This window comes from Streptomyces sp. NPDC052910, from assembly GCF_055585605.1.
The window spans coordinates 57,992-78,395 of record NZ_JBVJJR010000012.1; the positions used below are offsets into that span (position 1 = coordinate 57,992).

At 72.8% G+C, this 20,404-nt stretch carries 15 protein-coding genes; 4 read left to right on the forward strand and 11 right to left on the reverse strand.

The genetic code is table 11. The annotated features are described in order from the left end of the window. The first annotated feature begins 5 nt into the window (after positions 1-5). The gene (locus tag ACZ6X9_RS30495) at positions 6-2,465 is read left to right on the forward strand and encodes a DNA gyrase/topoisomerase IV subunit A (RefSeq protein WP_469781251.1); all 2,460 of its coding nucleotides are present in this window, start codon (positions 6-8) and stop codon (positions 2,463-2,465) included. A gap of 88 nt (positions 2,466-2,553) precedes the next feature. On the opposite strand, the gene ACZ6X9_RS30500 is transcribed toward ACZ6X9_RS30495, so the two are convergent. Continuing rightward, positions 2,554-3,588 carry a CobW family GTP-binding protein gene (locus ACZ6X9_RS30500; protein ID WP_469781252.1) on the reverse strand — a complete coding sequence of 345 codons (1,035 nt, stop codon included), beginning with the start codon at positions 3,586-3,588 and terminating at the stop codon, positions 2,554-2,556. A 135-nt stretch (positions 3,589-3,723) separates the two neighbouring features. Here ACZ6X9_RS30500 and ACZ6X9_RS30505 point away from each other — a divergent pair, with 135 nt between their 5' ends. Beyond that, positions 3,724-4,644, forward strand: coding sequence for a sucrase ferredoxin (locus ACZ6X9_RS30505; RefSeq protein WP_469781253.1), 921 nt, complete (start codon positions 3,724-3,726; stop codon positions 4,642-4,644). A gap of 172 nt (positions 4,645-4,816) precedes the next feature. Continuing rightward, positions 4,817-5,491, forward strand: a complete 675-nt coding sequence (locus tag ACZ6X9_RS30510) for a response regulator (protein ID WP_469781254.1) — start codon at positions 4,817-4,819, stop codon at positions 5,489-5,491. 49 nt (positions 5,492-5,540) lie between these two features. Here ACZ6X9_RS30510 and ACZ6X9_RS30515 read toward each other — a convergent pair whose 3' ends face one another. The 4 genes from ACZ6X9_RS30515 to ACZ6X9_RS30530 all read right to left on the reverse strand — a co-directional run bounded on the left by ACZ6X9_RS30515 (position 5,541) and on the right by ACZ6X9_RS30530 (position 10,358). Next, positions 5,541-6,236 (reverse strand): response regulator, encoded by a 696-nt coding sequence (locus tag ACZ6X9_RS30515; RefSeq protein ID WP_469781326.1) that lies wholly within the window; start codon positions 6,234-6,236, stop codon positions 5,541-5,543. A 145-nt stretch (positions 6,237-6,381) separates the two neighbouring features. Next, positions 6,382-7,545 carry a sensor histidine kinase gene (locus ACZ6X9_RS30520; RefSeq protein ID WP_469781327.1) on the reverse strand — a complete coding sequence of 388 codons (1,164 nt, stop codon included), beginning with the start codon at positions 7,543-7,545 and terminating at the stop codon, positions 6,382-6,384. Positions 7,546-7,573: 28 nt separating this feature from the next. Next, entirely contained in the window at positions 7,574-8,062 is a 489-nt protein-coding gene (locus ACZ6X9_RS30525) for a DUF1453 domain-containing protein (RefSeq protein ID WP_469781255.1), read from the reverse strand. Between the two features lie 175 nt (positions 8,063-8,237). Beyond that, a complete protein-coding gene (locus ACZ6X9_RS30530; RefSeq protein ID WP_469781256.1) occupies positions 8,238-10,358 on the reverse strand; it encodes a DNA gyrase/topoisomerase IV subunit B in 2,121 nt (706 codons plus the stop codon). A gap of 446 nt (positions 10,359-10,804) precedes the next feature. On the opposite strand from ACZ6X9_RS30530, the gene ACZ6X9_RS30535 reads away from it, so the two are divergent. After that, positions 10,805-11,035 carry a DUF7455 domain-containing protein gene (locus ACZ6X9_RS30535; RefSeq protein WP_469781257.1) on the forward strand — a complete coding sequence of 77 codons (231 nt, stop codon included), beginning with the start codon at positions 10,805-10,807 and terminating at the stop codon, positions 11,033-11,035. Between the two features lie 162 nt (positions 11,036-11,197). On the opposite strand, the gene ACZ6X9_RS30540 is transcribed toward ACZ6X9_RS30535, so the two are convergent. From ACZ6X9_RS30540 to ACZ6X9_RS30565, 6 genes are all read right to left on the reverse strand, one after another. Then, positions 11,198-12,070: a S1 family serine peptidase gene (locus ACZ6X9_RS30540; protein WP_469781258.1), complete on the reverse strand. Its 873-nt coding sequence runs from the start codon at positions 12,068-12,070 to the stop codon at positions 11,198-11,200. A 167-nt stretch (positions 12,071-12,237) separates the two neighbouring features. After that, positions 12,238-13,785 carry an RNA polymerase sigma factor gene (locus ACZ6X9_RS30545; protein ID WP_469781259.1) on the reverse strand — a complete coding sequence of 516 codons (1,548 nt, stop codon included), beginning with the start codon at positions 13,783-13,785 and terminating at the stop codon, positions 12,238-12,240. Between the two features lie 423 nt (positions 13,786-14,208). Then, positions 14,209-15,147 carry a FadR/GntR family transcriptional regulator gene (locus tag ACZ6X9_RS30550; protein WP_469781260.1) on the reverse strand — a complete coding sequence of 313 codons (939 nt, stop codon included), beginning with the start codon at positions 15,145-15,147 and terminating at the stop codon, positions 14,209-14,211. 276 nt (positions 15,148-15,423) lie between these two features. Further along, positions 15,424-17,217, reverse strand: coding sequence for an ABC transporter ATP-binding protein (locus tag ACZ6X9_RS30555; protein WP_469781261.1), 1,794 nt, complete (start codon positions 17,215-17,217; stop codon positions 15,424-15,426). A gap of 165 nt (positions 17,218-17,382) precedes the next feature. Then, a complete protein-coding gene (locus ACZ6X9_RS30560) occupies positions 17,383-18,144 on the reverse strand; it encodes an NUDIX hydrolase (protein WP_469781262.1) in 762 nt (253 codons plus the stop codon). Positions 18,145-18,264: 120 nt separating this feature from the next. Then, a complete protein-coding gene (locus ACZ6X9_RS30565; protein WP_469781263.1) occupies positions 18,265-20,304 on the reverse strand; it encodes a glycogen debranching N-terminal domain-containing protein in 2,040 nt (679 codons plus the stop codon). Positions 20,305-20,404: the final 100 nt, after the last annotated feature.

A 20,404-nucleotide genomic window follows, 5' to 3' on the forward strand; every position in this document is an offset into this window, starting at 1 on the left:
CCGCGATGGCCCGCCGCAGCACGAAGACCCCGCCGCCGGAAGAGTTCGAGGAGCGCATCCTCGACATCGACGTCGTCGACGAGATGCAGGGCTCCTTCCTCGAGTACGCCTACTCCGTCATCTACTCCCGGGCCCTGCCCGACGCCCGCGACGGCCTCAAGCCGGTGCAGCGCCGCATCCTCTTCCAGATGAACGAGATGGGCCTGCGGCCGGAGCGCGGCTATGTGAAGTGCGCCCGGGTCGTCGGCGAGGTGATGGGCAAGCTGCACCCGCACGGTGACGCCTCCATCTACGACGCGCTGGTGCGCATGGCACAGCCGTTCTCCATGCGGGTCCCCCTCGTCGACGGACACGGGAACTTCGGCTCGCTGGGCAACGACGACCCGCCGGCCGCCATGCGGTACACCGAGGCCCGGATGGCGTCCGCGACCTCGCTGATGACCGAGTCGATCGACGAGGACACGGTCGACTTCGCGGCCAACTACGACGGCAGCGAGAAGGAACCGGTCGCCCTGCCGGCCGCCTATCCGAACCTGCTGGTCAACGGTGCCACGGGCATCGCGGTCGGCATGGCGACGAACATGCCGCCGCACAACCTGGGCGAGGTCATCGCCGCCGCCCGGCACCTGATCCGGCACCCGAACGCCGACCTCGACACCCTGATGAAGTACGTGCCCGGCCCCGACCTGCCCACGGGCGGCCGGATCGTCGGCCTGAGCGGCATCCGCGACGCGTACGAGACCGGCCGCGGCACCTTCAAGATCCGCGCCACCGTCTCCGTCGAGAACGTGACGGCCCGCCGCAAGGGCCTGGTGGTGACCGAGCTGCCGTTCGCGGTCGGTCCGGAGAAGGTCATCTCCAAGATCAAGGATCTGGTCGGCGCGAAGAAGCTCCAGGGCATCGCCGATGTGAAGGACCTCACCGACCGCTCCCACGGCCTGCGGCTGGTCATCGAGATCAAGAACGGCTTCAACCCCGAGGCCGTGCTGGAGCAGCTCTACAAGCTGACCCCGATGGAGGAGTCCTTCGGCATCAACAACGTCGCGCTGGTGGACGGCCAGCCGCTGACGCTGGGGCTGAAGGAGCTGCTGGAGGTCTACGTCGACCACCGCTTCGAGGTGGTCCGGCGGCGCAGTGAGTTCCGCCGCGGCAAGCGCCGTGACCGGCTTCACCTCGTCGAGGGCCTGCTGGTGGCGCTCGTTGACATCGACGAGGTCATCAGAATCATTCGATCGAGTGATAACGCCGCGGCGGCCAAGGCATCACTCGTCGAGCGCTTCTCCCTCTCCGAGGTGCAGACGCAGTACATCCTCGACACCCCGCTGCGCCGGCTGACGAAGTTCGACCGGATCGAGCTGGAGGACGAGCGCACCCGGCTGACCTCGGAGATCGAGGAGCTGACGAAGATCCTCGAGTCCGACGCCGAGCTGCGCAAGCTCGTCTCCTCGGAACTGGCCGACGTGGCCAAGAAATTCGCCACCGACCGCCGCACGGTCCTGCTGCAGTCGGCGGGCGCCCCGGCCTCGGCCGTCCCGCTCCAGGTCGCCGACGACCCCTGCCGGGTGCTGCTCTCCTCGACCGGCCTGCTGGCCCGCACCGCCACCGGGGAGCCGTTCGCACCCGGCACGGGCGAGGCCAAGCGGGTGAAGCACGACGTGATCGTCTCGGCGGTCCCCGCCACGGCGCTCGGCGAGGTCGGCGTGGTGACCTCGGCCGGGCGGCTGCTGCGGGTGCGGGTGATCGACCTGCCGCAGCTCCCCGAGACGGCCGCGGCGCCCAACCTGGCCGGCGGCGCGCCGATCTCGGAGTTCCTGTCGCTGACGGACGGCGAGCGGGTGGTCTGTCTGACCACGCTGGACGAGTCGTCGCCCGGCCTCGCCATCGGCACCGAGCAGGGTGTCGTCAAGCGGGTGGTCCCCGACTATCCGGCCAACAAGGACGAGCTCGAGGTCATCTCCCTCAAGTCCGGCGACCGCGTCGTGGGCGCGGTCGAGCTGCGCACCGGCGAGGAGGACCTGGTCTTCATCACCGACGACGCCCAGTTGCTGCGCTACCAGGCCGGGCAGGTCCGGCCGCAGGGCCGGCCCGCGGGCGGCATGACGGGTGTCAAGCTGTCCTCCGGGGCGAAGGTGATCTCCTTCACCGCCGTCGACCCGGCGGAGGACGCGGTGGTCTTCACGGTGGCCGGGGCCGCGGGCGGCCTGCCCGGCGCGGCCTCCGAGGGGACGGCGAAGCTGACGCCGTTCGACCAGTACCCGCGCAAGGGGCGGGCCACCGGCGGTGTGCGCTGCCAGCGGTTCCTCAAGGGCGAGGACTGTCTGGTGCTGGCCTGGGCGGGGGCCGCTCCGGCCCGCGCCGCCGCGGCCAACGGCACGCCCGTGAACCTGCCGGAGATCGACCCGCGCCGGGACGGCTCGGGCACACCACTGGCCAAGCCGGTGGCGGTGGTGGCCGGACCGGTGTGACCGGACCGATGTGATCCGGCCGGTGTGACCGGACCCATGTGATCCGGCCGGTGTGATCCGGCCGGACGCCCGGGGCCGACCCGCGCCGTCAGCCCTGGGTGTACCGCAGGACGCCCCACATGCTGTGGTCGTCGGCGTCCTGCGGTGCCGGGTGCCGGCAGGCCTCCAGTCCGTCCCGGAGAGCGTTCCCGTCGACGCCGCTGCCGATCATGACCAACTGGGTCCGGCGGGGCTCCGACCGCGCCCACGGCGAGCGGTACATCCGCAGGAAGTCCCCGACCGCGTGCAGGGCGAACTTCTGCCGGTGCCCGGGCACCCCGAAGTACACGAACCCCTTGATCCGGTAGAGCCCTTCCGGCCTGCGGTCGAGGAACTCCATGAAGCGGCGCGGGTGCAGGGGGTCGTCGGAGACGAACTCGACGCTCTCGTACGCCGTGTGCAGATGCCCGGCGTGCGCGTGGTCGTGCTCCTCGTGGGCCAGGTCCTCGAAGGAGAGCTGCCGGATCGCCTCCGGACGGTCCTCGCGCGGCTTGCGGTCGAAGAGCAGCTCGGGGTCGACCCGGCCGTGGGAGGAGGCGACGACGGGGGTGCCGGGCGCCAGTCCGGCGAGGACCGTTTCCAGCTCCTCCCGTTCGCCGTCGGTCACCCGGTCCGTCTTGTTGAGCACCACCAGGTCCGCGATGCCCAGGTGCCGGTCGAGCTCGGGGTGCCGCTCCCGGGTCCGGCCGAACTCGGCGGCGTCCACCACCTCCACGAGGCCGCCGTAGACGATGCTCCGGTTGTCACTGGCCAGGATCATCCGGACCAGTTCCTCCGGCTCGGCCAGTCCGCTGGCCTCGATCACGATGACGTCGATCCGGGCCGCCGGCCGGGCCAGCCGCTCCAGGAAACCGTCCAGCTCGCTGGTGTCGACCGCACAGCACAGGCAGCCGTTGCCGAGCGACACCATGGAGTCCACCTGGCCGGCCACGCTCATGGCGTCGATCTCGATGCTGCCGAAGTCGTTGACCACCACGCCGATCCGGCTGCCGCCGCTGTGCGCCAGCAGGTGGTTGAGCAGCGTGGTCTTGCCCGACCCGAGGAAGCCCGCCAGCACGATGACGGGGATCTGTCGTCTGGCCACGCGAGCGCCTTTCCTTCGTCGGCCGGAGAGCAACGGCGGGCCTCCGCGCGCCCGCCCGCCCCAGGATATGGTCGTACCGGAAACCGGGGCCGACCGGGCGCGCAGCGCCCTCCGCCCCAGGTTAGGCTCACCTATGTGAGCACGTGCGCCACCGCTTCCCGACTGCTGACCGAGCCACTGGCCGGTACGGCCGTCACCGCCCCCACCTGGCTGCTGATCGAACAGCCCGGCCCGTGGGGAGCCAAGGCGCTCACGGGCAGCCGCCTCGACCCCGCCGTGGGACACGCCCTGGAGGAGGCGGCCGCCGGTACGGGCGTACGGGTCGCCCTGATCCGCCGCCCCGGCCGGCACGCGGACTGCCGCCCGCCGGCCGGCCGCCGGATCTTCGTCGCGCACACGGCCCCCGGCGGCTCCTGGATCCGCACCACCGAGCTGGGCGACCCGGCGCTCCTCCAGGGCCTGGACTTCCCCGCGCTCGGAGCCGGCCGTCACGGCGGCCTGTGGGAGCCGTACGCCGGCGATCCGCTGGCCCTGGTGTGCACCAACGGCAAGCGCGACCGCTGCTGCGCCCTGCTGGGCCGTCCGCTCGCGGCGGAGCTGGCGGCCGCCGGGGGCACCGGGGTCTGGGAGGTCACCCACATCGGCGGCCACCGCTTCGCGCCGACCCTCTTCGTCCTGCCCTTCGGCTACGCGTACGGCCGGGCCACCGCCCACGGTGTGAAGGACGTGCTGGAAGCCGCCCGTGAGGGCCGGGTGGTGACCGCGAACTGCCGTGGCCGGTCCGCCTGGGACCGCCCCGCCCAGGCCGCCGAGCTGGCCGTCCGCGGCCTGACCGGCGAGCCGGACGCCAACGCCCTCGACGTGGTCGGTACCACCGCCGGCACCGCCGCCGGATCCGCCTCCCGCCACGAGGTGACCGTGGCCCACACCGACGGCCGCTCCTGGCGGGTCGTCGTCGAGCGGGGCGCCGCCGAGCCGCCCCGCCCCGAGAGCTGCGGCCGGGCCCTCGGCACCCCGGCCCGGATGGACGTCGTCGCCATCGTCCCGCTCACCTGAGGCACCGTGGAAGCGGTCCCTCCGCGCCGGACCTTGTGCGCGTTCCGCCGCTTGAGCACACGAACCCTGTTCTGCTCGTTCTGCGCGCGCTAGAACAGGTGACGGCACGACGGGGACCGCGCGACGGCGGAACCGCAGGCCGTCCGGCCACACCGCTCGAAGGGGTGAACCAATGATCGAAGTCCTCGTCGTGGACGACGACTTCCGTGTGGCGGAGATCAACGCGGCGTACGTGGAACGGGTTCCGGGCTTCCGCGTACGGGCCACCGCCCACAACGCGGCCCAGGCCATGGCCGTTCTGGAGCGCGAGCGCGTCGACTTGATGCTGCTCGACCACTACCTGCCGGACGAGACGGGCCTGTCCCTGATGGGCCGCGTCCGGCAGTCGGGGCATCTGACGGACGTCATCATGGTGACCGCGGCCCGGGACATCGCCACGGTCCGCACGGCCATCCGTTACGGAGCCCTGCAGTACCTCGTCAAACCGTTCTCCTTCCCGGGTCTGCGGGTGAAGCTGGAGGCCTACGCCCGACTGCGGCTGGCCCTGGACGGCACGGAGGAGGCCGAACAGGAACAAGTGGACCGGATCTTCGGCACCCTGCGCACGGCCGCCTCCCCACCGTTGCCCAAGGGCCACTCCGCCCCGACGGCGGAGCTCATCCGCCGGGTACTCCGCGACGCCGCGCACCCCCTCTCCGCCCATGAGGTGGCCACCCGCGCCGGCCTGAGCCGCTCCACCGCCCAGCGCTACCTCAAACGCCTGGAGGCGTCCGGCCGGCTGAGTCTCACCCTGCGCTACGGCTCCACGGGCCGCCCGGAACACCGCTACACCTGGGCGCCCCACTGACCTGACCGCCCCAGGGCCGCCCCGGACGGTCGAGGGGCAGCCGTCGCCGTCAGCTCCGCGCCCCCGGGCCGAGGGGCCCGGCGATACCGTGGTGGAACGCGTACCGAACGGCCTGCGCCCGGTCCCTCACCCCCGTCTTGGCGAAGAGGTTGTTGATGTGCGTCTTCACCGTGGCCGTGCTGACGTGCAGCCTCCGGGCGATCTCCGCGTTCGACAGCCCGTCCGCGACCAGCGCCAGCACTTCCGCCTCCCGCGCCGTCAGCCCGTCGGGCAGCCCCTCCGCCGCTGCCGCCGCTCCCGCCGACCCCTCCGTCCTCGCGCCGGCCGGCGCGCCCGACCGCCCGTACCCGCCGGGCCCCGTAGCGGGTGCGGTGACGGGTGCCGCCGCCAGCCGCTCCAGCAGCCTCCGCTGTACGTGCGGGGAGAGACCCGCCGCCCCCGACCTCACGTCCGCGATCGCCCGGACGATCTCCTCCCCTCCGGCGTCCTTGGTCAGATAACCCCGCGCCCCGGCCTGGAGCGCGGGGAACAGCGAGTCGTCGTCACCGAAGGTGGTGAGCACCACCACCTGGGTGTCCGGATGGCTCTCGCGGATCCGCCGGGTGGCCTCCACCCCGTCACACCGCGGCATGCGCAGATCCATCAGCACCACGTCCGGGGCGTGCTCGGCGACCAGCCGCACGGCCTCCAGCCCATCGGCCGCCGACCCGACGACCTCGATACCGGGCAACAGCCCCAGCAGCATCACGATCCCCTCGCGCACCACGGTCTGATCGTCCACCACCAGAACCCGCGCCGGCGACCCTTCCACCTCGCTCGCTCCGCTCACACCACACCCGTCTCCCGAACGCACTCTCACTCCCCCAGCCCGTCGTGCCCCACACCCCGCATCACGCCGGGACTCTCAGGCGCACCACGAACCCGTGCCGGCCCTGACCCGCCGGCCCGGCCTCCAGGCTGCCTCCCAGCAGTTCGGCCCGCTCCCGCATGCCGAGCAGTCCGTACCCGGCCCCGGAGGCGGCCAGTTCGGAGTTCTTCCCCCGCGCCCCACCGTCGTGAACCGCCAGCTCGATTTCTCCCTCCAAATAGGAGAACTCCATCTCGACCCGCGCGCCCGGAGCGTGTTTGCGCACATTGGTGAGCGCCTCCTGAGCGACCCGGCGCACCGCCTGCCCGGCCTCCGCCGGAAGCCGCCTGGGCTCCCCCGACACCCGCAGGGCGGCCCCCTGCGCCGCCGCGAGGTCCCGCAGGAACTCCTCCGGCCGGGTCATCTCCCCCCGCAGCGCCGACAGCGCCTGCCGCGTCTCGGCCAGCCCTTCCCGTGCCATCCCCCGCGCCGACACGATCCGTTCCAGGATCCGGTCCCGCTCCGCACCGCTCTCGACCAGCAGCCGCGCGGCCTCCAGATGCACCAGTTGGGCCGAGAGACTGTGGGCGAGGACGTCGTGGATCTCCCGTGCGATCCGGGCCCGCTCGTCCAGGGCCGCCGTCTCCGCCTCCGCCCGGCGCGCGGCCCGCTCCTGGGCCAGCATCCGGAACCCGGCCCCCCGTGCCTCCTCGTCCAGCCGCAGCGAGTATCCGATGAGCAGCACCATGGCCACCGTCCCGGCCGTCCCCACCCACGAGCCCCGCGTCGTCAGCACATAGGCCCCGAGGGGCACCACCGCCAGCCCCAGACCGGGCCCGAGCGGCAGCCTCTCCACCGCGACCGCCGCGGCGACGCACCACAGTCCGGTGGCGGCGACATGCGTCCCCGCCCATTCCGCGAGGACTCCCGCCACGACCGGCACCGCCAGCCACCCGACCGAGGCGGAGAGCCGCCGGTCAAGCGTCGTGAGGAAGCACCGCCACATCGCGACGCCGCACACCGCGAAGCCCGCGGCCACCACCGCGTACTGCCACCGGGGAAGCGCGTCCTCGCGCAGCACACCGACGAAGAACGCTCCGACCAGTACGGCCCGTACGATCCAGGTCAGCACCCGGCGTCGGCGTGGCACCCCGGCCCCGGAGAGCGCCTCCCGGGCGGGCCACGCGGTCCAGCTCTCCCTGGGCACGTCCGGCTCGTCCACCGCTGCTCCCGTCTCAGCCACCGGCGAGCACACCGTACGACGGAAGCGTCCGCCGGGCCCGCGACACCACGATCCCGGTACGGGCCAGGAGCATCGCGGCGAGCGTGAGCAGTGTGGCCGAGGTCCCCTGGTGGACGCCGATCAGCGCGCCGACCCCGAACAGCCCCAGCCGCAGCAGCAGCCCGCCGGCCCAGACCCCCGCCGCGGCCTTCGTGCCGCGCGCCCAGACCGCCCCCGACTCATCGGTCCATATTCGTGTGGTCCAGGCCCAGGCGGCACCGGTGGCGAGCCCGACCGCCACCCCCGCCGCCAGCAGCCCCGCGGACGCCGCCCGGTGGCCCGCGTCCACCATCCCGGGCTCCCTCACCGCGACGAAGGCCAAGACCGCAGGCGCGACCCACCACGCCCGTCCGTCCGAGGTCACCTTCTGCGGCCTGAACTGCCGGACGACGACAAGCGCGACGACGGCGACGATCACCCCTGCGTCGATCAGACCGGACATGGCAAGCCCCTCCGTTGAGCGTGGACACGGCGGCCGGTCGCGGGCGAACACGCCGCCGGCCGACACATCCGACGTTACGGAGCAGGCACCCGGCACGGATCGGAGCACGGGTGGAGCCGGGGTGGGCTTGTGAGGGGCCTGGGTGGAGATCTTCTCTCCACCCAGGGGTGGAGACTCAGGCGTCGATGCGCGAGCGGTCGAGCGTCGCCGCCGAGTTGGTGATGAACTCCTTGCGCGGCGCGACCTCGTTGCCCATCAGCAGGTCGAAGGTGCGCTCGGCGGCCTCCAGGTCGCTGATGTTGATCCGGCGCAGGGTGCGGTGACGCGGGTCCATCGTGGTCTCCGCGAGCTGGTCGGCGTCCATCTCGCCCAGGCCCTTGTAGCGCTGGATGGAGTCCTTGTACCGGACGCCCTTGCGCTCCAGCTCCAGCAGCGTCTGCCGCAGCTCGTTGTCGGAGTACGTGTAGATGTACTTGTCCTGCCCCTTCTTGGGCTGGGTGAGCTCCACCCGGTGCAGCGGCGGCACCGCCGAGAACACCCGCCCCTCCTCCACCATCGGCCGCATGTAGCGCTGGAAAAGGGTGAGCAGCAGGATGCGGATGTGCGCCCCGTCGACATCGGCGTCGGCGAGGAAGATGACCTTGCCGTAGCGCGCGGCGTCGATGTCGAAGGTCCGGCCGGACCCCGCTCCTATCACCTGGATGATCGCCCCGCACTCGGCGTTCTTGAGCATGTCCGAGACCGAGGCCTTCTGCACGTTCAGGATCTTGCCCCGGATCGGCAGCAGCGCCTGGAACTCCGAGTTCCGCGCCAGCTTGGCCGTGCCCAGCGCCGAGTCGCCCTCGACGATGAACAGCTCGCTGCGCTCGACGTCGTCACTGCGGCAGTCGGCCAGCTTGGCCGGCAGCGACGAGGACTCCAGCGCCGTCTTGCGGCGCTGGGCCTCCTTGTGCTGCCGGGCCGCGATCCGGGTCCTGGCCGCCGCGACGATCTTCTCCAGCACGGCCCGCGCCTGCTGCTTCGCGTCACGCTTGGTCGACGTCAGGAACGCCTTGAGCTCCTTGGCGACGACGTTGGCGACGATCCGCGAGGCCGCCGAGGTGCCCAGCACCTCCTTGGTCTGCCCCTCGAACTGCGGTTCCGCCAGCCGCACGGTCACCACCGCCGTGAGGCCCTCCATGGCGTCGTCCTTGACCACGTCGTCCTCGGCGACGCGCAGCAGCTTGCTCGCGCGCAGCGCGTCGTTGACGGTCTTGGTGACGGACCGCTCGAAGCCCGTGACGTGCGTACCGCCCTTCGGGGTGGCGATGATGTTGACGAACGACCGGACCGTCGTGTCGTACCCGGTCCCCCAGCGCAGCGCGATGTCCACGCCGAGCTCCCGGGTGACCTCGGTGGGCGTCATGTGCCCGCGCTCGTCGAGGACGGGCACGGTCTCCTTGAACGTGCCCTGCCCGCTGAGCCGCAGGACGTCGCAGACCGCCTTGTCCTGCGCGAGGAACTCGCAGAACTCGCTGATCCCGCCGTCGTAGCGGAACGTCTCCTCGGTGACGTCCGCGCCGTCCAGGCCCCGCTCGTCCCGGACCACGATGGTCAGGCCGGGCACCAGGAAGGCCGTCTGCCGGGCGCGCCCGTAGAGCGTCTCCAGGGACAGCTTGGCGTCCTTGAGGAAAATCTGGCGGTCCGCCCAGTAGCGGACCCGGGTGCCGGTCCGGTTCTTCGGCACCTTCTTGCCCTTGAGCAGCCCGTTCGCCGGGTCGAAGGGCGCGTCGGGGCCGGACTCGGTGAAGATGCCCGGCACACCGCGCCGGAAACTGATCGCGTGGGTCCTGCTGTTGCGGTCCACCTCGACGTCCAGGCGGGCGGAGAGCGCGTTGACGACCGAGGCGCCCACGCCGTGCAGACCGCCGGAGGCGGCGTACGAGCCGCCGCCGAACTTGCCGCCCGCGTGCAGCTTGGTCATGACGACCTCGACGCCCGACAGCCCCGTCTTGGGCTCGACGTCCACCGGGATGCCCCGGCCGTTGTCCCGGACCTCCACGGAACCGTCGCCGTGCAGGATCACCTCGATGTGGTCGCAGTAGCCGCCCAGGGCCTCGTCGACGGAGTTGTCGATGATCTCCCACAGGCAGTGCATCAGGCCGCGGCTGTCCGTGGACCCGATGTACATGCCGGGACGCTTCCGGACGGCTTCCAGTCCCTCGAGGACGAGCAGGTGCCGCGCGGTGTAGTTGGATCCGTCCCGGTCTGCCCCGGTCAGCAATGCGGTGGACGGCACGGACGTATCGGCGGTCACGCGGTTCGCTCCTCGCTGAATTTCTCTGTCACCCATCTGCGGGCGCATGGCTGGCTCGTTCGCCGTTCAGAGGGTACCGAGGCCCGGTAGAGCCTTTGTGCCGCCACCCGCGGCGCCGACCATGCTAGTCGAGTTTCGAATGCCTGTTCGATGACTCGATGGGGTGACGTGCACATCACGTTCCCTTGGAGGCATGAACCATTTAGGCTCCGGGCACGTCCTGAAGAACAACCCGGCAAGCCGGCCGGGCGGAGGGACCCCCCGACGATGCGAAACTCAGCGATGTGAAACCGTAGACCCACGCAATACGGCTCATTCGCCGCCAAACGTCAAGATCCGGCTCACTCGGAAGGAAGTTTCGAGGAAAAGCCACGAGCGGGAACGTTTTCGGCCTGGTTGGATGTTGACCCTGGTACGACAGCTCGTCGAGCTAGAGAAGAGGCGACGTGACTACTGTTCTGACCCCCGCGAGCCCGCTGACGGCCGCTGACCGCTGCGACCGGTGCGGCGCTCAGGCATACCTGCGCGTCGTTCTCCTGAGCGGCGGTGAGCTGCTGTTCTGTGCCCACCACGGGCGCAAGTTCGAGCCGGAGCTCAAGAAGATCGCCGCGGAGATACAGGACGAGACCGAGCGACTGACGGCCGTCCCGGCCTCCGCGTCCGACGAGGATCACTGAGGTCCTCCCGAGGACCGCTGGGTCCACCGCTGGAACGCCGGCACATCGCATCCACGACGAGCGAGGTCCGACCCCTGTGGGCTGGACGGCGACGGGCGGCACCCCCACCCGGGGGCGGCCGCCCGTCCTCGTCCGGTCCGACGCTCACCACTCTCCCGACCCTCACGACGGGACAGCCGGCCGCGCCAACTGTGCGGGCCCCTGAGAGGCGTGCTGTTTCGCGTCGACACTGTGTGCCGTGACCATCGCGGAAACGGCTGAGATACGCGTATAGACCCCTGGATGGCCGGGTTGGGCGCATCCGGCTCCCCACGACACCAGCCCCACCAGCCGCCCGTCCGCCACCAGCGGCCCTCCGCTGTCCCCCTGGCAGGCGTCCTTCCCGCCTTCCGGCCAGCCGGCGCAGAGCATGGTCTTCCGGTCGTAGGCGCCGTCCGGACCGCCGGGATAGGCCTGCTCACAGAGCTCGTCACCGAGGACGAGCACGGACGCCGCCCGCAGCGTGTCCGAGTACGACCCGTTGCCCTGGGTGTCGCCCCAGCCGTACACCATGGCGGGCGTATTCGCCGCGTAGACCGCCTCGCCCTGCTGGGCCATCGCGATGGCCCGGCCGTCGGGAAGCGGCTCCGCCAAGGTGAGGACGCCGACGTCCCCGGAGTTCGTCCCCGCGCTGAAGTCCGGGTTGACCCACGCCTCCTTCACGGCCAGCTCTTTTCCGGCCGTCCCCCGCAGATCGTCACGGCCCACGATGACCCGCAGGTCGGAGGCGGAGCTCGGCTCCGTACCGAGTACGTCGCGGGTGAGGCAGTGGGCGGCGGTCACGATGGTGCTGCGCCCCACCACGACGCCGCCGCAGAACTGCCCGGAGCGCGTCGCGCCGAAGCGCTGGCGGCTCGCCAGGGCGACCGCCCAGGGCGCGTCCGAGGTCTTCACCTCCTGCCCGCCCACGACCAGCCGCTCATCGGCCGTCGCGGGTCCCGGCATGGCGAGCAGCAGTGCCAAGGCGGCGGTCAGCGAACAGCCCAGGGCACGCATACGGTCTCCTGACGCAGCGGAGTCACTTGCCTTCCCAGCGTCAACCCGGGTCTCTTCCGCCGCATCCGGAGTCCGCCGTCCGCCGCACCCGCCCAGCACGAGGGCCCGGCCCCTCCGAAGAGGAACCGGGCCCCAATGACCGGGACGGCCGGGCCGTCGCCCGGAGATCAGTCCAGGTAGTCGCGCAGTACCTGAGAACGCGACGGGTGACGCAGCTTGGACATGGTCTTCGACTCGATCTGGCGGATGCGCTCACGCGTCACCCCGTAGACCTTGCCGATCTCGTCCAGCGTCTTCGGCTGACCGTCGGTGAGGCCGAAGCGCATGGACACCACGCCGGCCTCGCGCTCGCTGAGCGTGTCCAGAACCGAGTGCAGTTGCTCCTGCAGAAGCGTGAAGCTCACCGCGTCGGCGGGGACGACCGCCTCGGAGTCCTCGATGAGGTCACCGAACTCGCTGTCCCCGTCCTCACCCAGCGGGGTGTGGAGGGAGATCGGCTCACGGCCGTACTTCTGGACCTCGATGACCTTCTCGGGGGTCATGTCGAGCTCCTTGGCCAGCTCCTCCGGGGTGGGCTCGCGGCCCAGGTCCTGGAGCATCTGGCGCTGCACGCGCGCGAGCTTGTTGATGACCTCGACCATGTGCACCGGGATACGGATGGTGCGGGCCTGGTCGGCCATGGCTCGCGTGATCGCCTGGCGGATCCACCAGGTGGCGTAGGTCGAGAACTTGTAACCCTTGGTGTAGTCGAACTTCTCGACCGCACGGATCAGACCGAGGTTGCCCTCCTGGATCAGGTCCAGGAAGAGCATGCCGCGGCCGGTGTAGCGCTTGGCCAGGGACACCACGAGACGGAGGTTGGCCTCCAGCAGGTGGTTCTTGGCGCGCCGGCCGTCCTCGGCGATGATCTCCAGCTCGCGCTTGAGCTTCGGGGCGAGCTTGTCCGCGTTGGCCAGCTTGTCCTCGGCGAACAGACCGGCCTCGATCCGCTTGGCGAGCTCCACCTCCTGCTCGGCATTGAGGAGGGGGACCTTGCCGATCTGCTTGAGGTAGTCCTTGACCGGGTCGGCGGTGGCGCCGGCCACCGCGACCTGCTGCGCCGGGGCGTCGTCCTCGTCCTCGTCGGACAGCACGAAGCCCTTGTTCTCGCCGGTCTCCTCCTCCTCGTCGACCTTGCCGGGAGTGGGGGTCTCGTCGACGAGCTCGTCCTCGAGGAGCTCGTCGGCGTCCTTCTTGGCGGTGGCCTTCTTGGCCGTCGTCTTCTTCGCGGTGGCCTTCTTGGCCACCGTCTTCTTCGCGGCCGTCTTCTTCGCGGCGGCCTTCTTGGCGGGCGCCACGGCCTCGTCGCCCGCTTCGTCGCCGTAACCCGCGGCGGACGTGGCGGCCGCGGACGACGGGCGGGACGTGACCGTCTTGGACGAGACGGCCTTGGTGGCGGTGCGCTTCGCCGGGCTCTTCGCTGCGACGCTCTTGCGGGTGCGCTTGGGCGCCTCTGCCGCACTGACCATCAGCGTCACACCTTCCTCATCGAGGACCTGGTTGAGGCTGCGCAGAACGTTCTTCCACTGGGTTGGCGGAATCTGGTCAGCCTCGAAGGCCCGACGCACGTCGTCGCCGGCGATCTGCCCCTCGGCCTTTCCCTGCTCGATGAGCGCCATCAGAGACTCGGATTCGGCGATCTCCGGCGGGAGCGTACGGGATGTGCTGGCCGACACGAACAACCTCTCGGAACGATGGAAACGGCTTCCGGCTCCATCCCGCTGGGGATCGGAGCCGACGACCGCCGGCAAGGATGAACCGACGGCGCGGGCGATAGTGCGGTGCAACACAGCGCCTCGTTCGAGACCTGTATTCCCTCCGCGGCCACCGCCTCTTTAGTCATCGCGCTGCCTCAAGGAGCGTTACGCCCAATCCCCGTGGCCCGAGTCACACCCTATAACGGAGCGAATCACCACTGAAGGGGACGGATCGATGCGCTTCTCCGCAGCTTGACCCAAGACCGGCGGCGCGTTTCCTCTCGCATGCGCCTGTACGGGACGCCCCGCGCGGTTCTGCGACTCCGCGCGCGGCCGTACGCGCGGGGCGGACGAACAGTCCCGCGCGCGTCTCTCCTTGTCCGTGCGGCCCGTTCCCGCGGATCAGTGCTCGCGCGGCGCGGGCACGGCCCGCTCGACTTCCGGATGCGACACGAGCAACTGACGCATGGCGGATTCCGCGGCGGCCGCGTCACCCGCGCCGACGGCGTCGACGATCCGGAGGTGGTGTCCGACGCCCGCGTCCGTGGGGCGGTCACAGCCGCCGACCGAGGCGCCGGAGACGTGGAGGGCGGCCGACACGATGCCCGCCAGGTGCTCCAGCATGCGGTTGCCCGCGACCTGGAGCAGCAGGGTGTGGAACTCGGAGTCGGCGCGGGAGAAGGTGAGCGAGTCACCCTGGGCCAGGGCGTGCCCCATGATCTCCGCCATGTCGGCGAGGCGCTGCTGTACGTCCTCGCGGCCGTGCCCGGCCGCCAGCCGCGCGGCCAGCGGCTCGATGATCCAGCGGAGCTCGCAGAGCTCCCGGCGCTGGTCGTCGCGCTGGGGCCCGAAGGCCCGCCACTCGATGATGTCCGGGTCGAGCAGGTTCCAGTCGCTGACCGGACGGACCCTGGTGCCGACGTTGGGGCGGGCGCTGACCAGACCTTTGGCCTCGAGGACGCGCAGCGACTCCCGGACGACGGTGCGGGAGACTTCGAAGCGCTGGCCGATCTCCTCCGGGACGAGCGGGCGGTCGGCGCCGAGGTCGCCGGAGACGATCATCTGCCCCAACTGCTGGACGAGCTGGCCGTGCAGCCCCCGGCCCCGGCTGCCGGCCGCCCGGCGGCCGGCGCGGCCGAGCTCCGCGTCACCGTCCCAGGCGTGCGCGGTACCGCGGTCGGCCCCGGGGGCCTCCGCGTAGGAGTAGCGGTCGAGCTCGCCCGGGCCCGTCAGGCCGGAGTCGGCGGGGCGAGCCGCGGTCATCATGGTGTGCGCAAGGGTACTCACGTCTCCTTTGTCGGCGACGGGCCGACGAGCCTTGAGGTCTTTGGTGAAAAGCACACGAAAGGGTGATCGCCCATTACCTCACAATTGACGTCCAAACGGACAGATTTGGGCACTCTTCGAGGTCGGGCGCGTACGGAGAGCTATAGAGGGCCGGTTCCGGAGCGTGTCGTAGGACCTCTCCCCTCCGGCGTCGGCGGTCGCGGCGCCCGCCGGTGACGTCCGCCTTTCCCGGAGGCGCGGCCGGCGGCCGGTTACGCTCCGTACCCCTCGGCGCCCGGGGAAGCCGCGCGGCAGGCCGGCGGCGTCCTAGCACAGTCCTCGCCCCGGCCCTCATCGCGGTCTGCCCCGGAGCACCGTGAGGACGTAGGCCCCGAGCAGCCCGGTCAGGGACAGCACGAGCGCCCAGCCGACGGGCTGGGAGACCAGCCGCAGGGCCGTCGAGACCCCCTCGTCCATCCCGGCCGGCCACTGGAGCGGAGCCGTGGAGCGGAGCCGCTCGGGCAGGCCGGCCAGGGACCGGGCGGCGGGGCGGGTGAGCACGGCGTTCACCACCGGGACCACCAGCGTCGGGACCACCAGCACCGCCGCGAGCCCCAGGAGCGTGGACCGGAACACGCCCGCGGCGAACAGCCCGGCCCACGCGCAGCCGAGGGTGAGGGCGATCCACCCGGCGAGGGCGCCGGGCCAGGCCTCCGGGAGGTGCGTCGCGGCCCCGCCGAAGAGGAGCCGCACCAGCGCGGCGTCCAGGGCCACCGAGGAGAGGGCGAGCAGCAGGGCGACGGCGGTCGTGGCCACGAGCTTGCCACCCAGGAGCGCCAGCCGCCGGGGGAGGCCGCCCGCGTCCGGCGCCAGGGCGGGGTAGCGGTACTCCTGCCCGAAGGCCAGCGCTCCCAGCACCCCCGCGCCGAGAGCGGCCGGGGGCAGCGGGAGCGGCGCGGGCCAGCCGGTCAGCAGGCTGGGCCCGGGGGCCCCGGCCCGGGCCAGCAGGACCGAGGCGAGCAGGGAGAGCAGGAGAGCGGCGGCGAGTACCAGCCAGCCGGTGCGCACGCCGGCGAAACGGTACAGCTCGTAGCGCAGCGGCCAGGCCGGGCCGGGAGCCGGCAGGGGCGGCTGGACGCGGGAGAGCGGCCCTCGCGGCGCGTCGCGCCCGGGAGCGGTGCGCACGGTCGCCGGGGCGTCGGGGGCGGTCGCGGCGTCGGCGGACCGGCGGCCGTCGGCACGCTGCAGCGGGGGGACGGGCCCGGCCTCGGTCTCCTCGGCGAGCCGGTGCACGAGGATCCCGTGCCGGTACGCGGTCTCCCCTACGGCGGCGCAGGTGCTGCCGTAGACCGCGAGGGCGCTGCCGCCCTCGTGGACGACCTCGACGGGCGGGGCCTCGGACGGCGGGCAGGCGGCCTCCGCCTCGGCGGAGAGGATGTGCGCGAGCCGGGCCGCCGAGGGCGACCGGACGGCGACGCGCGGCCTGAGGCGGGCCCGGGCGAAGACCTCGGTCTCCTGGTCGGCGACGAGGCGTCCGCGGTGGATGGTGACGACCTGGTCGCCGACGCGCGCCGCCTCTCCGGGAGAGGACGAGGTGACGAGCACGGCCCCGCCCTGGGCCGCGTAACCGCGGAGGAGCCCGTGCAGCCAGGCGGTCTCCCGGGGGGAGAGCCCGGCGGTCGGCTCGTCCAGGACGAGGGTGTGCGGGTCGCCGAGGAGCGCGGCGGCGATGCCCAGCCGGCGGTCCATGCCGCGGGAGAAGTCGCCGATGCGCTGGTCGGCCAGCCCGCTGAGGCCCACGACGTCCAGCACCTCGTCGGCGCGGGTGGCGGGCACTCCGGCCGCCGCGCTGAGCATGCGCAGGTGGCCGCGGGCGGTACGGCCGGGGTGGCCGGGGACGTCGCCGAGGAGCACGCCGACCTCGCGTGCCGGGTGGGCGACGCGGTCGAGGCTGCGCCCGCGGAACAGGGCGACGCCGCGGCCCGGGTCGAGCCGCAGCATGAGGCGCAGGGCGCTGGTCTTCCCGGCGCCGGCCTCGCCGAGCAGGACGGTCACGCGCCCGGGGCGCGCCTCGAAGGTCAGGTCGTCGACGACGGGGGGCCGGTTGCGGCGGGGGACGCTGGTCAGTCCGATGGCCTGGATCATGACTTCCCTCGCGGGGCGTGGGTCGGTCCCGCGCGCCGGGGAAGGGACGCGCGGGAGCACGGGGCGTACCGCAGCACCGTAACCCGATATGTCCTATTTGCTACGCAGTGAAGGCGGCGGCGTGTCCCTGGCCGCCCGCCGCCGGCCGGGCGGGGCGCACCGGTTCTATGCCTCGGGGCGGAGCATGGGCGGGTTGAGGAGGGTGGCGCCGCCCGCGCGGAAGAGCTGGGCGGGACGCCCGCCCTGGCGGGTCGTCGTCCCGCCGGTGGGGACCAGAAAGCCGGGGGTGCCGGTCACCTTGCGGTGGAAGTTCCGGGGATCCAGGGCGACGCCCCAGACGGCCTCGTAGACGCGGCGCAGCTCTCCGACGGTGAACTCCTGGGGGCAGAAGGCTGTGGCGAGGGACGAGTACTCGATCTTCGAGCGGGCGCGCTCCACCCCGTCGGCGAGGATGCGGGCGTGGTCGAAGGCCAGCGGGGCCGCCTGCTCGCCGTCCCGGGCGTGGCCGTCCTGGTTCAGCAGGTCCTCGACGGGGGCCCAGCGCACGCTGTGCGCGTCGCCGCCGGCACGGGGCGCGGGCAGGTCCGGGGCGAGCGCGAGGTGCGCCACGCTGACGACGCGCATCCGGGGGTCGCGTTTGGGGTCGCCGTAGGTGGCGAGCTGTTCGAGATGGGCCGCGTGGGCCGTGGCGGGGCAGGCAGGGTCGTGCAGGACCCGCAGCCCCGTCTCCTCCGCCAGCTCGCGGGCCGCCGCCGTCGCCAGATCCTCGTCGGACCGGACGAATCCGCCGGGCAGCGCCCACCGGCCCTGGAAGGGGGGCTCACCGCGGCGCACCGCCAGCGCGCACAGGGAGTGCCGCCGCACGGTGAGCACGACCAGGTCGACGGTGACGGCGAAGGGCGGGAAGGCCGACGGGTCGTAGGGCATGACGCGATCATAGTCGTCTGCCTGACGATAAACAGGTTCTTGCCCCTTGTGGGCCGCCAGGGAAAGCGCCGTGCCGCGGGAGGCTCCGCGAGGGCCCTCGAAGGGGACACTGCGCACGGCTCACACCCCCAGTTGCAGTCCGTCGGCGGCTTCCTCGACCATGCCGAGGCCGAGCCGGCTGATGCGTACGGCGAACGGCTGCTCGGCGACCCGCAGTCCGGTGAACCGCAGCGCGCCCAACGGCGCCGAACCGGGCGGGCGGACCGTCACGCCGCCCGCCGGGACGTCGGGCCGCACCCCCGCGAACGCCGTCAGCAGGTGGACGGCGCCGGCCGCCGCGACGGCCGCCGGGCGGCAGGCCGCCGGGTGGGGCAGCGGGGCGCTGCCGGTGGTGCGCTGCTCGCCCGCGTACATCTCGGGCAGCCGGTGGGCGAAGGCCTCGGCGGCGTCCAGCACGCCACGGGCGAGGGAGCCCGCCTCCTTCTCGAAGCCGGCGGCGGCCAGTCCCGCGACGGCCACGGCCGTCTCGTGGACGCGGACGGCACCACCGCGGTGGCCGAAAGGGTTGTGTCCCCCCTCCTTGACGCCCAGGCTGCGCAGCCCCCAGCCGGAGTCGAGGGCGGGGCTGCCCAGCAGCCTGGCCAACTGTTCGGCACGGGCCCGGTCGAGCAGCCCGGGGGCGTACTCACCGTCGCCGAGGAGCCCGGTGTCGAGGACGTGGGCGGCGGCGCAGCCGAGGTGCGGGACGGGTTCGCCGTCCGGCGTCAGGGCGGCCACCGGCCGGCCGCCGCCCCGGTCGTCGGCCCAGAAGTCCTCCCGGAACCGGCGCCGCAGGCCGGCTGCCCAGTCCCGCCACTCGTCGGCGCCCGGGCGTCCGTGGGCGGCGAGGAGGTCGGCGCCCAGCAGGGCGGCCCGGTGGGCGTGGGCCTGCACCTCACAGCGGTACGGGCCGCCGGGTGCCGGATCCGCCAGGTAGCCGCGGTCGCCGGCGGCCGTGCGCAGCCAGGCCAGGCAGCGTTCGGCCGCCGGGAGCAGCGGCTCGATCTCCTGGGCGGGCAGGCCCCAGCGCCTCGCCTCCGCGAGCACGGTCGGGAACAGCAGCGTCGCCTCGATCCCGGTGCAGCCGGGCGGGAGGTGCGCTCCGGCGTGCCGGAGCGCACCGGGGATGCGGCCCCGTTCCGGGCCGGGGCCGGGAAGCTGGGCGCGGGCCAGGGTGCGCAGGGTCCCGGCGGCCAGCCGGACGCCGAGCGGCAGGGTCATCCGGGCGGCCCACAGGGCCTCAGCGGGGGCGAGCCCGCCGCAGCGCCAGGGGGCGCCGGCTGCGACGTGCACATCCCCGGGGATCTTGGGGTCGCGGACGAGCAGGGCCCTCAGGTCGTCGAGACTGCCGGCCAGCAGGGCGGCGGCCCGCGGGTCGTCGCCCTCCGCCTGGGCGTCGCCCCAGGGCGCCGCGGCACGCGTCCGGACGCGGGGACCCTCGGGCGGGCGGGGCCTGCCGGGGACCTCGGGACGGACGCGCAGCTCGACACTGCGCGTACCGCCCGGTGGCAGCCGTATCTCCCAGCAGAGCAGTCCGGCCGAGGCCAGCGCGTCGTCCGGCGGTGGGTCGGCGGTCACCACGGCGTGCAGCCCGGGGGCCGTCCAGCGGAGGCCGGATCCGTGGACGGCGGCGGGCAGTTCGGGCGCCGCCGTGCCGTGGGCGATCAGGCCGAGGTCCGCGAGGTCGGTGCCGAGCGACACCTCGACCCGGAGCCGGGCCTCGCGCGTCGCCGCGCTGCGCAGGGTCATCCGCTCCACGCCTTCGGCGTCCCGGACCCGCTCCACCGTGACGGCGGGGTCCGGCCCCTCGTCCGCCGCGGTGCGCAGGGTGGCCACGAACCGCGCCCGGCCGGCGTCCACCAGCCGGCCCTGGAGGGGGACCGGCTCGGCCCCGTCCACCCGGAGCACACAACGCGCCAGCAGGCGGCGGCCGTTGCGGTAGAAGCCGTCGAGACCGTGGCCGGTGAGCTGGCCGTGCTCCTCGGAGATCGCCAGGGCGGGCAGGGCGACGCAGATCAGCGCCGTGTGGACCGGACGCGGCCCCTGGGGGCGGGCGTCGCCGGGACGCCGGGGAACGGCCGGGCGGGGGGCGGGCTGGGCATGGGCGGCGGTGCCTTGCACGGGTCTGCGCTCCCTGGGGAGGTCACGGGCCGGAACGTCGGACGGGAAGGAGGGCCACACAGGTGAACGGCGGCGGTGGTGCCGAGGTCACGGCGGTGTC

Coding starts and splice junctions, on each gene's coding strand:
- ACZ6X9_RS30515 (WP_469781326.1), bottom strand. CDS start 6,236: ATGCTGCTGGGGCTGTTGCCCGGTATCGAGGTCGTCGGGTCGGCGGCC.
- ACZ6X9_RS30560 (WP_469781262.1), bottom strand. CDS start 18,144: ATGCCCTACGACCCGTCGGCCTTCCCGCCCTTCGCCGTCACCGTCGAC.
- ACZ6X9_RS30525 (WP_469781255.1), bottom strand. CDS start 8,062: ATGTCCGGTCTGATCGACGCAGGGGTGATCGTCGCCGTCGTCGCGCTT.
- ACZ6X9_RS30555 (WP_469781261.1), bottom strand. CDS start 17,217: ATGATCCAGGCCATCGGACTGACCAGCGTCCCCCGCCGCAACCGGCCC.
- ACZ6X9_RS30540 (WP_469781258.1), bottom strand. CDS start 12,070: ATGCGTGCCCTGGGCTGTTCGCTGACCGCCGCCTTGGCACTGCTGCTC.
- ACZ6X9_RS30495 (WP_469781251.1), top strand. CDS start 6: ATGGCCCGCCGCAGCACGAAGACCCCGCCGCCGGAAGAGTTCGAGGAG.
- ACZ6X9_RS30510 (WP_469781254.1), top strand. CDS start 4,817: ATGATCGAAGTCCTCGTCGTGGACGACGACTTCCGTGTGGCGGAGATC.